The 14,092-nt window shown below is 41.0% G+C and carries 12 protein-coding genes; 6 read left to right on the forward strand and 6 right to left on the reverse strand.

The window, feature by feature from the left end; translation table 11 throughout:
- Nucleotides 1-113 precede the first annotated feature (113 nt).
- Together FHK89_RS12490 and hemH are read right to left on the reverse strand one after the other, a co-directional pair.
- Nucleotides 114-956, reverse strand: coding sequence for a DUF898 domain-containing protein (locus FHK89_RS12490; protein ID WP_230659097.1), 843 nt, complete (start codon nucleotides 954-956; stop codon nucleotides 114-116).
- A gap of 243 nt (nucleotides 957-1,199) precedes the next feature.
- Complete coding sequence (gene hemH, locus FHK89_RS12495) at nucleotides 1,200-2,225, reverse strand: ferrochelatase (RefSeq protein ID WP_230659095.1); 1,026 nt, start codon at nucleotides 2,223-2,225, stop codon at nucleotides 1,200-1,202.
- 355 nt (nucleotides 2,226-2,580) lie between these two features.
- On the opposite strand from hemH, the gene metX reads away from it, so the two are divergent.
- From metX to trhO, 4 genes are all read left to right on the forward strand, one after another.
- On the forward strand, nucleotides 2,581-3,816 hold the full coding sequence (gene metX, locus FHK89_RS12500) for a homoserine O-succinyltransferase MetX (protein ID WP_230659102.1): 1,236 nt from the start codon (nucleotides 2,581-2,583) through the stop codon (nucleotides 3,814-3,816).
- Nucleotides 3,813-4,421, forward strand: coding sequence for a methionine biosynthesis protein MetW (gene metW / locus FHK89_RS12505; protein WP_230659093.1), 609 nt, complete (start codon nucleotides 3,813-3,815; stop codon nucleotides 4,419-4,421). The genes metX and metW overlap by 4 nt, the downstream gene beginning before the upstream one ends.
- 459 nt (nucleotides 4,422-4,880) lie before the next feature.
- Entirely contained in the window at nucleotides 4,881-5,495 is a 615-nt protein-coding gene (locus FHK89_RS12510; RefSeq protein WP_230659091.1) for a tetratricopeptide repeat protein, read from the forward strand.
- A gap of 334 nt (nucleotides 5,496-5,829) precedes the next feature.
- Nucleotides 5,830-6,900, forward strand: a complete 1,071-nt coding sequence (trhO, locus tag FHK89_RS12515) for an oxygen-dependent tRNA uridine(34) hydroxylase TrhO (RefSeq protein WP_230659089.1) — start codon at nucleotides 5,830-5,832, stop codon at nucleotides 6,898-6,900.
- A gap of 122 nt (nucleotides 6,901-7,022) precedes the next feature.
- Here trhO and blaOXA read toward each other — a convergent pair whose 3' ends face one another.
- Both blaOXA and serA read right to left on the reverse strand, forming a co-directional pair.
- On the reverse strand, nucleotides 7,023-7,847 hold the full coding sequence (blaOXA, locus tag FHK89_RS12520) for a class D beta-lactamase (RefSeq protein ID WP_230659087.1): 825 nt from the start codon (nucleotides 7,845-7,847) through the stop codon (nucleotides 7,023-7,025).
- A 305-nt stretch (nucleotides 7,848-8,152) separates the two neighbouring features.
- Complete coding sequence (gene serA / locus FHK89_RS12525; protein ID WP_230659085.1) at nucleotides 8,153-9,379, reverse strand: phosphoglycerate dehydrogenase; 1,227 nt, start codon at nucleotides 9,377-9,379, stop codon at nucleotides 8,153-8,155.
- Nucleotides 9,380-9,592: 213 nt separating this feature from the next.
- Between serA and FHK89_RS12530 the strand changes: the two genes are divergently transcribed.
- Together FHK89_RS12530 and FHK89_RS12535 are read left to right on the forward strand one after the other, a co-directional pair.
- Nucleotides 9,593-11,155, forward strand: coding sequence for an FAD-binding oxidoreductase (locus tag FHK89_RS12530; RefSeq protein ID WP_230659083.1), 1,563 nt, complete (start codon nucleotides 9,593-9,595; stop codon nucleotides 11,153-11,155).
- 33 nt (nucleotides 11,156-11,188) lie between these two features.
- Nucleotides 11,189-11,779 (forward strand): M23 family metallopeptidase, encoded by a 591-nt coding sequence (locus FHK89_RS12535; RefSeq protein ID WP_230659081.1) that lies wholly within the window; start codon nucleotides 11,189-11,191, stop codon nucleotides 11,777-11,779.
- Nucleotides 11,780-11,838: 59 nt separating this feature from the next.
- Here FHK89_RS12535 and phoR read toward each other — a convergent pair whose 3' ends face one another.
- Nucleotides 11,839-13,263 carry a phosphate regulon sensor histidine kinase PhoR gene (gene phoR / locus FHK89_RS12540; RefSeq protein WP_230659080.1) on the reverse strand — a complete coding sequence of 475 codons (1,425 nt, stop codon included), beginning with the start codon at nucleotides 13,261-13,263 and terminating at the stop codon, nucleotides 11,839-11,841.
- Nucleotides 13,264-13,371: 108 nt separating this feature from the next.
- Entirely contained in the window at nucleotides 13,372-14,073 is a 702-nt protein-coding gene (phoB, locus tag FHK89_RS12545) for a phosphate regulon transcriptional regulator PhoB (RefSeq protein ID WP_230659078.1), read from the reverse strand.
- Between the last annotated feature and the right edge of the window lie 19 nt (nucleotides 14,074-14,092).

The raw sequence follows: 14,092 nt of genomic DNA on the forward strand, positions 1-14,092 counted from the left end.
CTGTGCGTAAAACGCACCCTACAATTATTCCGATATCAGTACTTACCTGTAACACAAAGCCCTGAAAAATCAGGGCTTTTTATTAAATGTTACAAAACACGTAGAAAATAATATTAAGAAATCTCAACCATGGGTTGATCTGTCCACACATCTCGGTAACTGGTGTAATAGCCAATAATCATCCAAGGTGTGATGATTAATAACCCTAGTCCCAATGTAAATAGCACCAATAAGGGCAAGGCGACCATTAATATCAAACCATAAACTGTAAATGGCAGCATATTAACCCAACAGCCTTGAAAGCTTTTTTTCATAGCCGTCATGGCATCCATGTTATGTAAAACAATCAGTGCGGGTGCAAACCATATTGCCATCATGATCGGTATCATCAACAATAACATAAATAACACTATGATCATAACAAACAAAAACAGATTCAGATCGTCCATATTTAGCATCATGCTATCGAGGCCACCACTAAACATAGCCAATGAAAAACCACCAAATAATAGGACAACAATAAGCGCAATCACAATGCTCGCAAGTGAAGCGGCAAAATATAATAAGCACAATATTAATAGTTGCTCTATATGGGTTTTAAAGCCCGCAAATAAATGATCAAACCGCAGCTCTTCTCCTTGTGCTTGGGCCGCACACCCTTGCATCATACCACCGATAAAAATCAATATAAAATAGCCAGCCATACCACCAATAAAAGGAATGAAATTAGCAAAAATCAAGATAAGCAACAGCGCAAAACCCATGCCTACCCATAATAAAAACTCTTGTTTAAGTAGTGCAAATGCATTGACTAACCAAGTCCAACCCAATCCTGCCGAGCAGCATCGAGGCTGGTCTAATAGCTGTGGTAACGGATTGCCAAATTGATCTGTAGCAACCAAGGATGGCGGCTTTTGTAATGAAGACGAGGGTGGTGGAGCATACGGCGAAGTCATAAAGTATCCTTATTATTACCTCACTCTCAACTTCAACCCTCTCCTAACCTCCTTCTTAAAAAAGAGGGAGAAACTGGCTTTTAAGTCCTCCCCTTACTTCAAGGGGAGGGTTTGGGAGGGGTCATATATCAAATTAGTAAAATAAGTTGAGAGTGAGGTTATTATTATTAAAAATTATTACTATATTTTTAACGTCCATTGTGTGGGTATTTATCCTTATATAAACGGTATTTAAGATATCGTTTATGTGTGCGCCATTACCTGTGACCATCCTTGCACCAGTGGTGTCACCAATGCAGCCATTAATTCAATATGCGCCGCATCGGTATTAAGCGCAGGAATATAATGATACTCTTGCCCGCCTGCCTCTAAAAAATACTTTCGATTTTCTATTGCCAGCTCCTCAAGTGTTTCCAGACAATCTGCAGAAAATGCAGGACTGACCACGTGTACTGAGCACACACCTGATGCCCCCCATGCTTTTAAAGTGACATCGGTATAAGGTTTTACCCATTCTTGCTTACCAAAACGAGACTGGAAACTGATGATCCATTCATCATCACTTAGCTCCAAACTTTGTGCCACTTGCATGGCAGTATGTTTACAACGCTCAGGATAGGGATCGCCTTTATCAGCATACGGCTGTGGAATACCATGAAAGCTAAACATCAATTTATCTGGCTTACCATGCTCTGCTTGATAACGACGTATCGAATCTGCCAACGCTGCAATATATAACGGATGGGAAAAATAATCTTTAACAATGCTTATACTCGGCAAGTTACGCTGCTGCAATGCCCATTTACTCACCGCATCATATACCGCTCCTGTCGAGGTGGCAGAATACTGTGGAAATAAGGGCAAAATTACAAAATGCTCTACGCCCTCATTTTGTAATTGGCTCATCACTTCAGGCAAAGCAGGATTACCATAGCTCATCGCCGCATGTACACTCACCCCGACAGGTAAGGTTGTATTATCTAATTTATCCAATTTCGTTTGTAATAAGTCAACTTGGCTATTTAATATCTTACGAATTGGTGAATCCCCTTCCCAGATACTTGCATAGGCATGGGCGACCCGTTTCGGGCGGGTGGTCAAAACAAATAGATTTAGGATAATTGCCCATAAAAATTGCGGTATTTCAATCACACGTGGGTCGGACAAAAACTGACGCAAATAGCGACGTACTGCTGGTGTGGTTGGTGCATCGGGTGTACCAAGATTGACCAATAATACGGCAATGCGTGGCGATTGAGCAGATTTCATATAGACCCCATATTGTTAACATTTATTTTCTATTATGCAGCCATCATTTAACTTTTTATGTCATCACCTTCATCAAGATTAATTTCATTTATCAAGACAAGGTTTAAATAGATAGATTGGGCATTAGTTTAACATTTTTATGCAATCATCAAGAGGAACTGACGTAATCAAGTTGTACTTCTGCGTCTATCAACCTACAATACTACCCTAACAATAACCTAACTCAACTATGAGATTGTATGAGGTGGTTTTGAGTACGTATTCCAAACTTTCTGACACTGACGCTAATACTGATACAACCCGTGATGCTAATAGTGATAACAATAGTCACGCTAGTACAGAAACTTCTGTCGGTATTGTCACCCCAAAGTGTTTGCACTTTGACACTCCGCTGACACTAGAATGTAACCGCATCCTACCAGCATTTGATTTGATGGTAGAGACTTATGGCACATTAAATAGCGATAAATCCAATGCCATACTCATCTGCCACGCACTCTCTGGTAGCCATCACGCTGCTGGCTACCACAGTGCTGATGATAAAAAACCTGGTTGGTGGGACAATATGATTGGCCCTAACAAAGCCATCGATACCAATCACTTTTTTGTGGTGTGTCTTAATAACATTGGCAGTTGTCACGGCTCAACAGGCCCTACTTCTCCCAATCCTGATAGCGCAACTGGCGCACCGTATGGTCCAGATTTTCCGCTGATTACCATCAAAGATTGGGTAAGCACACAAGCACTGTTATCCGACCGCTTAGGCATCAATGTATGGCATGCGGTGGTCGGTGGCTCAATGGGTGGTATGCAAGCCTTACAATGGGCAGTGGATTACCCTGATAGACTTAAACGCTGCGTCATTATCGCCAGTACACCCAAACTCTCAGCACAAAATATTGCTTTTAATGAGGTGGCACGTCAATCGATATTATCTGACCCCAACTTCAAAAAAGGACGCTATCTTGAAGCCAACACCTATCCCAAGCGAGGGCTAGTCTTAGCCCGTATGGTTGGGCATATTACTTATCTCACCGATGAGGCGATGAAATCTAAGTTTGGTCGTGACCTCAAATCTGGCAAATTTATGTATGGCTATGATGTTGAGTTTCAGGTAGAAAGCTATCTGCGTTATCAAGGTGAGCGTTTTAGTGAAAACTTTGATGCCAACACTTACTTACTAATGACCAAAGCACTCGATTATTTTGATCCGACTCGAGGTTATGTAGAAGCCGATAGTATGTCGGATATTGATGCGCTGAAACAGACACTGGCACATACCCAATGTCAGTTTTTGCTGGTGTCATTTACTACTGATTGGCGTTTTGCTCCTGAATGCTCACAAGAGATTGTCGATGCCCTCATCGCAAACAACAAACCTGTCAGCTATGTGAATGTTGATGCCCCACATGGTCATGATTCATTTTTGTTTGATATTCCACGCTATATGGCAGCGGTACATGGTTTTTTGACAGCTCCTTTTTTGACGACACAAACGAATCAATCCCATAACACCAACCATGCCACCACAGCAGACGCTAAAAAGTGTCACGATACTGCACTGGCAGCTGATTCAGGAGATGCTCTATGAGAATGGATCACATACTTGCAGAACGCTGGATTAAACAAGGCTCACGTATCTTAGACTTAGGCTGTGGGGATGGCGCATTATTGGCACACCTACAAAAGACGCTTGGAGTCACAGGCTATGGACTGGAGCTGGATACAGATAAAATTAATCAAGGTATCAGCAAAGGCTTAAATATCATCGAGCAAGACCTCAATGATGGGCTGGCGAGATTTGCCGACAATAGCTTTGATACTGTAGTGATGGCACGGGCGCTACAAGCAGTAAAATCCCCTGATACCCTACTGCTAGATATGCTACGAGTGGGACGAGAAGCCGTCATTACCTTTCCTAACTTTGCGCATTGGCAAAACCGTATCCATTTAGGCATCAAAGGACTGATGCCTGTCTCTGAAGCATTGCCTTATGAGTGGTATGACACACCAAACATTCATCTATGCACCTTTAAAGATTTTGAAAAACTGTGCACAAACAATGATATCCGTATTCTAAATCGCTTTGCCGTCAGTGATAGCTTGCAAACGTATCACCCGTTAAAGTCTTCATTAATAAGACGTATGCCAAACTTGCTGGCAGATGTGGCGATTTATCGAGTAACGAAAGTTTAAGACGCTGTATTTATCATATCTACTATTCAGATACGTATATTGTTACCAATTTATTACTTTAATATCACCATAGTCTTGCTGTCATATTCACTTACAAACTATCTAGCAAAGTCACCCATAAACATGGGTTAGCTTGGGTAATTAATATTTGAGTTTCGTAAATAGTGATGTTAAGCTAATTCAATTACTGTTTATTTTTACCTGTTATATTTATGGCTTAGATAACACTTTGCTGTCACACTATCAAATAAATAAAAGTGCGACCAAAACTCACGCAACTTGTTAACATAATATCATGTTAATTGTTGTGTTTTTTAATGAGCCTACTCAATAGTGATAGTGGCAATATGACAGCTAATTGAGCCAGTTTTTACTTTTATATTTATTAAATAGACTTAACTAATACTTCAACTACCTACTCTATCCATCTGAAACAAATTCTAAACTGGAGCTGTTGCTATGAAATTGTTAAAAGCCGCCTTATTTACCACCATGTTATCCTGTGGTGCGATTAGTGCTGCTAACGCTGAACTTATCTCAAATGTACCACTTGACACCTCACGCTTTGAGTTAATGAACATTAGTTCCCTAACAAACATGGCACTGCAAACATCTACTAATGCAACTCAGCAAAGAGCCTATAACGAAGCCAAATTTTACCTAGGACGACGTTACCATAAAGGCAATGGTGTCGCTCAAAATACCCAAAAAGCCATCGAATGGTACACACTAGCAGCCAATGAAGACATCACACCTGCGCAACTTAACTTAGGTCTTATGTATGCTAAGGGAGATGGCGTTGCTGTTAATGAACAAAAAGCCCGCTATTGGCTAGAGAGAGCAGCAAAACGTAGTGATAATCGTGCCAGCTATGCACTTGCCTTAATTGATGAGAAACAACAAAAACTTGTCGATGCCTATAAATGGTATGACTTGGCAACACGTGATGGTATGCTTAATGAACAAATACGTAACAAAGCACGTGGTAGAATTGGTCGATTGGCACTGAACTTATCTAGTTCAGATATGGAAAGAGCCCGTACTCAAGCTGAAAGTTGGTTTCAAACACAGTAACACTCCATTACCATACTTTTAATATCAATTTAAGAAAACAAAACCCAGTATCATGCTGGGTTTTTTTATATATTTCACATTACGGCTTTAACTTAGTTGGTTTGGACAGGTACTTTATCTATATCTTTACCTATAAAACCTAAAAGCGAATACTAATATCCTCTCTCCCCTTATAAAATCTACTCAAATCTTATAAAATAGTCAGGTTATGGTTAAATATAGTCAAGCTAATATCTTCAGAGACTACATAGCAGAGATTCCATCAGCCATAACATTGTTTTTTATTTATCATAAACGCACTAGGTTTACGTCCTAGCCAGCAGGAGATAGCAATATGAGTAACACAACGAGCAATACAACAGATAATACAAGCAACACCAACCCGAACAAAAACCCTGTCGCATACGATAGTGAAGTCAATAACATTGTCGTTGCTGCCCTTTACAAATTCATCCGTTTTGATGACTTTGAGCAGTATCGTGAGCCCATCTTAAACATCATGCTAGATAATGATGTCAAAGGCACGTTATTACTGGCATCTGAAGGTATTAATGGCACAATTGCAGGCAGCCGTGAAGGTATTGATGCGGTACTAAAATATCTGCGTACCTTGCCTGCAATTGGCGAGTTTGAATACAAAGAATCTTATACCGATGTTGCGCCATTTTATCGCACCAAAGTAAAGCTCAAAAAAGAGATAGTCACCATGGGCGTCGAAGGCATCGACCCATTAGAATCTGTCGGACGCTATGTAAAACCTAGCGAATGGAATGATTTAATTAGCGACCCAGATGTATTACTTATCGACACTCGTAACGACTATGAAGTACAAATTGGCACATTTAAAAATGCGGTCAACCCCAAAACACAAACCTTCCGTGAATTTCCTGAGTATGTGCAGCAAGAGCTTGACCCAAATAAACATAAAAAAGTAGCGATGTTTTGTACAGGTGGTATTCGCTGTGAGAAATCCACCGCTTATTTGCGTGAGCAAGGCTTTGATGAGGTGTATCATCTTGAAGGCGGTATTCTCAAATACTTAGAGGAAATCCCAGCCGAAGAGTCTTTGTGGCAAGGGGAATGTTTTGTGTTTGATAATCGCGTGGCGGTCAATCACAACCTTGAAAAAGGTGAATATGACCAATGCTATGCCTGCCGTATGCCCATCACCGATGAGGACAAGCAAAGCCCTGCGTATGTCAAAGGAGAGTCTTGCCCACATTGCATCGACAAAGCCACCGAAGAGCAAAAAGAACGCTTCCGTGAGCGTGAACGCCAAGTACAACTGGCAAAAGCCCGTGGTGAAGCACATATTGGCGGTGAGGTGAATGAAATTATTGAAGCCCGCCGTCAAGAAAAACTGCAAAAGAAACTAGAGGCAAGTTTGGAAAATGCGGGTGAGTAGTTAAATAGATAGTTTTTGTACTGAAAAAATAGTTTTGTAGGGTGGGTTATGCTATTACTAATCTGCCCTATATTATTTATTATTCCTTGCTAAAATTAGCAACGCACTAAAAAGGGTGAAAACTAGATAATTCCTAATTGCTTTAAGCTCTCATAAGCGATTTCTTTTCTTTTAGAAAATGCAATATCTTGTGTCATATCCATATTTAAAGAAAATGAAATAACTTGATTGTTAGGTTTAACCACCCAACCTGTAAACCAACCAATCTTTGGCTCTGTATTGATGGCTAAACCAGTTTTTCCATAAATTCTGCTACCGTTGATGACATCATCAAATAACATCTCATTGACCTGCTTTTGAGTCTGGTAAGAAACAGGCAATTCTTTATTCGCCAATCTAAATGCAAATTCAGCCTCTTGCTTAGGCGTAATTTCTAAAGGTCCTACCAACCAAAAATCATCGACCTTATTACCAATATTAGAATTACCAAACCCGATACGCTCTACTTCCAAACGCATTTTCTCTAAGCCTATTCTTCGAGCAAGCTGTTGATAAACTGGTACTGCTGATACCTTGATTGCCTCTGTTAAGGTTAAGTCTTTTTCCCAAGCCTTTAAAGGTCTTTTCTCCCCATTCCATTTAAACACTTCATTTGGATTGGTCAGTCCACTTTCTATGCCAATAACGGCATTGAGCATTTTAAAGGTCGAAGCTGGTACATAGTAAGTATTGGCTCTAGCAACATTATTGCCATAAGAGGCGTAATGATTACCATCATAAATGGTAATTACCCCATTGGTTTTGGCTTCAGTAAATAAGTTACTGATAATTGAGTTATTTATCTGCTGTTGAGACGTAGTGATTTCTTTTTGTTGAATAATTAAAGTTTGACACGCAGTCAGGTTAAAAATGGCAAATAAGATGAGTAAAGATTTTAATGCGTTCATGGTGCGTCACTTAAGTTGGTTTCTTATATAGTATAACTTACATAGATAAGTGATGAATACAAATTGAGGAATAAAATCTTATAGGCTAGGTTTACATATATGCAGTGATTTTTTAGGGTGCATTCCATGCATCTTTTATCTAACTATGCGTCAAACGCACCCTACAATGCTACAATGCTGAGAGTAAATCTACGTATTTGGTATTTGTTTCCGCTTTTCACTACCACAAAAAATATCACATAAAAAAAGAGACAAGCCCTAAAACTTATCTCTTTTTATTTAGACTATTATTCTCTCAACAATACTTAAAACAACACTCGAACGCGAATGGTTTCTTTAATATTTTTAAGCTTATCAAGTGCTGCCTCTGAGTCATCATTATCCACATCCATCACCAGATAACCCACATCACCTTCGGTCATTAAGCTTTGGGCTAAAATATTAATGCCTGCTTCGGCAAATGAGCTGTTAATTTGTGACAACACACCCGGTACGTTTTTATGAATGTGCAATAAGCGGTGTGAGCCTTCTTTCGATGGCACACTCACTTCAGGGAAGTTCACTGCTGTGACCGTATCACCTGCATCTGAGTATTTAACAAATTTTTCAGCAACTTCCAAGCCAATATTAGCTTGCGCTTCTTGGGTTGAGCCACCGATATGTGGAGTTAAAATGACATTGTCAAATTTGCGCAAGGGTGATTCAAATTCTTGGTCAGCAGATTTTGGCTCTTTAGGGAACACATCCACCGCAGCCCCAAGCAATTTACCAGACTCAAGTACCGCTGCCAAATCATCAATATCGACACAAGTACCACGAGCAGCATTGATAAAGTAGCTGCCTTCTTTCATGTGTGCAAACTGTTCTGCTTTCATCATATAACGGGTGCTTGGCAAATCTGGTACATGCAACGTCACCACATCCGCCGTCTGCAATAGCTCTTCTAAGCTACCAACTTGGTGTGCATTACCCAGTGGTAATTTAGTGACGACGTCATGATAAATCACCTTCATACCCAAGCTTTCTGCCAATACAGACAATTGTGAGCCAATTGAGCCATAGCCAACGATACCCATGATTTTGCCACGCACTTCATGCGAGTTTTTGGCAGACTTGCCCCAACCGCCACGATGCACCACCGCATTTTTTTCTGGGATACCACGATATAGCATGATGGTTTCTGCCAATACCAGTTCTGCTACAGAACGAGTATTAGAATAAGGGGCGTTAAACACAGGAATACCCAATTCACGCGCCGCATCTAAATCCACTTGGTTAGTACCAATACAAAAACAGCCAATCGCCACCAGTTTATTGGCGTGCTCTAACACTTCACGCGTTAGCTGAGTACGTGAGCGAATACCAATAAAATGTGCGTCTTTGATTTTTTCGACCAATTCATCGTAATCAAGCGCATGAGTGAGGTATTCAATATTGGTATAACCAGCATTATTTAATACTTTTAACGCATTGTCATGCACGCCTTCTAATAATAAAAAGCGAATTTTGTCTTTCTGTAATGATAAAGTCATAATGTAACCCTTTGTATTTTATCTCAATTTGCTTTAACAAAATTTCAATCTAAATGTGGTGCTTATCTTATAACAAATCTCACCTAAATGTCAGGTTAAAAGCTGAATAAATCCTTAGTAATATTGACTATTACTCATGCCCATCTGTACACAACGAAACTGCCAGACTGTGTTAAAATTATTGTATCCATTAGAATCACATCTGAGATAACCATGACCCAATCATATAATACGACCAATAATATAAATAGCGACAATGATGCGCTATCTAGTATACAGCCTCCTGCCCATGAGCGTACCCATAGTGCACATCAGGCGTCAACTGGCAATACCAACCCTGCTAAAACCGATACTGACACTATCCATAATACCCAGACAGTACAGCCACTATTGCAGGCTTTGGCTGATAAACACGGCTTTGATGACAGTCAAATCAAGACCGATGCTGAGAGTCTAGAATATTGGGGCAAAGACTGGACAAAACATTTTGCCCCTGCCCCTTGTGCCATTGTCTTTCCTAAAACTACCGAGCAAGTTCAAGCCATCGTCAAACTTGCCAATGACTACAACTTCGTTATTACCCCAAGTGGCGGACGCACTGGGCTGTCTGCAGGTGCAGTGGCAAGCAATGGTGAGATTGTGGTGAGCATGGATAAAATGAACAAAATCGGCCAGTTTTATCCTGCCGACCGTATGGTCGAGATTGAAGCTGGGGTCATCACCGAGCAGCTACAACAGTTTGCCGAAGAGCAAGGCTTATATTATCCCGTCGATTTTGCGTCGGCTGGCTCAAGTCAGATTGGTGGCAATATTGGTACCAATGCAGGCGGTATTAAGGTTATCCGCTATGGTATGACCCGCCAATGGATACTTGGCTTGACGGTGGTCACAGGCAAAGGCGATATTCTACATTTAAATAAAGGCATGATAAAAAATGCCACAGGTTATGATTTGCGCCATTTATTTATTGGTAGTGAAGGCACACTTGGCATCGTCACCCATGCGCAAATCAAACTTGAACGCCCACCACAAGATTTAACCGTAATGGTACTGGGTATGGATGAGTTTGACCATGTGATGCACGTGTTATCTGCGTTCCAAGCACAGATTGATTTAACCGCCTTTGAATTTTTTGACAGTGTCGCCATCGAGAAAGTATTGGCATCGGGGCATGTGCAAGAGCCTTTTAGTGAGCGTAGCAAATACTATGCCCTTATTGAGTTTGAAGCGCCTTATGAGCCAATTATGGACAAAGCGATGAGCATCTTTGAGAGCTGTATGGAAAATGGCTGGGTGATTGATGGGGTGATGAGTCAAAGTATTGCACAAGCCACTGAGCTATGGAAACTGCGTGAATATATTTCTGAGACCATCTCCGTCTTTACACCGTACAAAAACGACATCTCAGTGCTGATTAGTCATGTGCCAGACTTTATCCATGACATTGAGAGCGTGGTCAATGCCAACTATCCTGACTTTGAAATTTGCTGGTTTGGGCATATTGGTGATGGTAATTTGCATCTAAACATCTTAAAGCCTGAAAATCTGGATAAAGACAGCTTTTTTGAAAAATGTAAAAGTGTCAATGACCATGTGTTTGCAGTGGTGCAAAAATACAATGGCTCAGTGTCTGCCGAGCATGGTGTGGGTATGACCAAAAAGCCATATCTTGATTACACCCGTCCGAATGTTGAGATAGATTATTTACGTGCCATTAAACAGGTCTTTGACCCCAATGGCATTATGAATCGTGGCAAGATATTCGATTTGGACTAAGCCCTTACATCTGCCAAAAATGAGTACCCAAGTATGCGCAAAAAATCTGCTTCGCTTATTGTTCAGGTACTCATCTCTGTTGCAAAGCTTATATTATGGCTGGTGCTGATTGCAGGGCTAATTTTTACTATCCCGCAATTACGCCAAGCCATCGTGCCTTATGTGAGCGATGCCATCACTCATATCCAAAACCTGCGTCAATATTCCAAACTACTCAAAGAAGACTTACCAACAGCAAACAGCCTGCCAAATCCCCTACCCAATCGCCATCTCACCGATACATGGGGAGCTGCCCGTAGTGAAGGACGCAAACATGAAGGCATTGATATTTTTGCCGAGCGGGGTACGCCCATTTATGCCACCACACATGGTATTGTACGCAAAGTAGGCATAGATAGGCTTGGTGGTAATGTGGTTAGCGTCATTGGTCCTGGTGGTGCAGGGCATTATTACGCCCATCTAGAAGAATACGGCGATATTAGTGAAGGTGATTGGGTCGAGCAAGGCGATATTATTGGCTATGTTGGTGACAGTGGCAATGCCAAAGGCACGCCAACGCATGTGCATTATGGTATTTATATCAATGGCAAGGCGGTCAATCCGTATCCTTTATTAAAGAAATAACTGTTAAAATAAATATATAGCTATTTAGTAGCTCGTTGACTATAGCACCAAATAAAGCATCACTGATTATTACAATCTAGCCGTTTTGTACTCTCTCCACAGCACACTTGGCTGGCTGGAAAAAATACCTTAAACGTCGAGCCTTGCCCTTCAGTGGATTCAATCTTTAAAGTGGCATCGTGCTGATACAACACATGTTTAACGATGGCAAGCCCCAGCCCTGTCCCCCCTGTGGCACGACTACGCCCACTATCAACACGATAAAAACGCTCGGTTAACCGCTCAATATGAGCAGCTGCGATGCCAATACCGTTATCACTAACGGCAAACAGACAGCCATCTTTGACTTCCTGCCAGCTAATGCTAATCTCACCACCTTTGGGGGTGTATTTAATGGCATTGGTAATTAAATTTAATAACGCACTGTTTAGATACATCTCCGAGCCATAGAGATTTTTTTGCGAATCAATATGCAAATCAATCAAATGCCCATACTCTTTATTATAAACCTGTGCATCATCGAATAAATGTGCCAGCATTTTTGGCATATCGACACAAGTTGGGGTGGTGACTTCCTCATTCTCTAAGCGCGATAACAGTAGCAAATCATTGATGATACTATTCATCCGCCTTGTCTGTTGTGACATCAAACTAAAGCCTCGTTGCCACTTAGGATCAAGGTCTGGCTGATCTGAAAACGTCTCAATATAACCCATGATAACGGTCAATGGGGTGCGTAGCTCATGCGACACATTGGCAACAAAGTCTTTACGCATCTGCTCCAAATGCTGTAAACGAGTAACATCATAAATAATCAACAACTTTTCTTGCCCAAAATGCGTCACTTCACACTGCAAATAACGCTCAGAATCTTGCCATGACTGCAAGCGTATTCCATCATTAGGCGAGGTGGCATTGATGTAGTAGGCATGAAACTCAGGCTTATCTATAAGTTGTAAAATGCAATGACCTTGATCTTCAGAGCGTAAATTAAGTAGCTTTTCGGCAGATTGATTCCACCATTCTAAGCAATCATCTTTATCTAATAATATGACCGCATCTTGCAATGCCAATAATGAGCTACGAATTTTTTTAACCAATCCCATCATCTTTTGATGAGTCAGTTGCTCTTGCTTTTTAATTTGATATAGCTCAGTTGCCACAAAAGACAAACCACCAGAAAACTCAGGTGGTGGCAGAGTTAATGAGCGACTAAGCCAATTATAAAACTGCTGCATGGCAGCCAGTCGCCATATATAATAGGTCAATAGACTAATCACCAAACCCCAAGCCACTGACCCTTTATCTATATAGCTTAGATAAGCACCAATCCCAATGCCCACAATGATTGAAAACAATAACCACTTAAAGTCTGCCCAAAACAAACTCTTACTATGTATGCCTCGCTCATTTTTTGGTCTGTAATCATGCGACTCATCTTTTTTAGATGCAGCAGATTGTGTCGGAGTAGGGGTTGATGTCATTGCTATCCAAAATTACTCAAAGGGTATATTGTGTCATTAATTAGAATTAGCCTATTTTAAAACAGTATTTATATACCAATCTATAGCCATCACAACCATAACAACATACTAGCCATTCACTTGCGTTGAAAAGCGATAACCTGTGCCACGTACTGTCTGAATAAAACCAGCATAACCATAAGGATCAAGCACCTTACGCAGTCGACGAATATGCACATCAATGGTACGGTCTTCTACATAGACATTACCACCCCATACTTGATCAAGCAGTTGCGTACGTGTATAAGCACGCTCAGGGTGGCTCATAAAAAATGCCAATAAACGGTATTCGGTCGGGCCAATATCTACCAAATTACCATCTGCTGAGACTCGCTGACTCACAGGATCTAGACTTAACCCCTCCGCCTCGATGGGTTTGTCTCCAGATAATACACTGCTACGTCTGAGTACGGCTTTGATACGTGATACCAGCTCACGAGTCGAAAATGGCTTGGTAATATAATCATCTGCACCCGCATCTAACCCTTGTACCTTATTGTCCTCTTCCCCTTTTGCAGTCAGCATGATGATGGGAATCTCAGAGAGTAATTCATCTTTTTTGAGGCGGCGACAAAAATCAATACCCGACTGACTTCCTGGTAACATCCAATCAAGCAAAATAATGGCGGGTCGATGGTCAACAACTTGCTGGTGTGCCTGCTGCACATCTTCTGCCTGCAAGCAATCAAATCCTGCCATCTCAAGGGTGGTAATAATCATCTCACGAATGGCTGGCTCATCTTCTACCACCAACACCACTTCATTATTCATAATACTTTTATCCTTTTAA

The sequence above is a fragment of the Psychrobacter sp. I-STPA10 genome (assembly GCF_021012795.1).
Lineage (GTDB): Bacteria > Pseudomonadota > Gammaproteobacteria > Pseudomonadales > Moraxellaceae > Psychrobacter.

What these genes read in the sequence shown, in the direction of transcription:
- FHK89_RS12490 (WP_230659097.1), bottom strand. Translation starts at nt 956, where the DNA reads ATGACTTCGCCGTATGCTCCACCACCCTCGTCTTCATTACAAAAGCCG.
- hemH (WP_230659095.1), bottom strand. Translation starts at nt 2,225, where the DNA reads ATGAAATCTGCTCAATCGCCACGCATTGCCGTATTATTGGTCAATCTT.
- metW (WP_230659093.1), top strand. Translation starts at nt 3,813, where the DNA reads ATGAGAATGGATCACATACTTGCAGAACGCTGGATTAAACAAGGCTCA.
- FHK89_RS12510 (WP_230659091.1), top strand. Translation starts at nt 4,881, where the DNA reads ATGAAATTGTTAAAAGCCGCCTTATTTACCACCATGTTATCCTGTGGT.
- trhO (WP_230659089.1), top strand. Translation starts at nt 5,830, where the DNA reads ATGAGTAACACAACGAGCAATACAACAGATAATACAAGCAACACCAAC.
- blaOXA (WP_230659087.1), bottom strand. Translation starts at nt 7,847, where the DNA reads ATGAACGCATTAAAATCTTTACTCATCTTATTTGCCATTTTTAACCTG.
- serA (WP_230659085.1), bottom strand. Translation starts at nt 9,379, where the DNA reads ATGACTTTATCATTACAGAAAGACAAAATTCGCTTTTTATTATTAGAA.
- FHK89_RS12530 (WP_230659083.1), top strand. Translation starts at nt 9,593, where the DNA reads ATGACCCAATCATATAATACGACCAATAATATAAATAGCGACAATGAT.
- FHK89_RS12535 (WP_230659081.1), top strand. Translation starts at nt 11,189, where the DNA reads ATGCGCAAAAAATCTGCTTCGCTTATTGTTCAGGTACTCATCTCTGTT.
- phoR (WP_230659080.1), bottom strand. Translation starts at nt 13,263, where the DNA reads ATGACATCAACCCCTACTCCGACACAATCTGCTGCATCTAAAAAAGAT.
- phoB (WP_230659078.1), bottom strand. Translation starts at nt 14,073, where the DNA reads ATGAATAATGAAGTGGTGTTGGTGGTAGAAGATGAGCCAGCCATTCGT.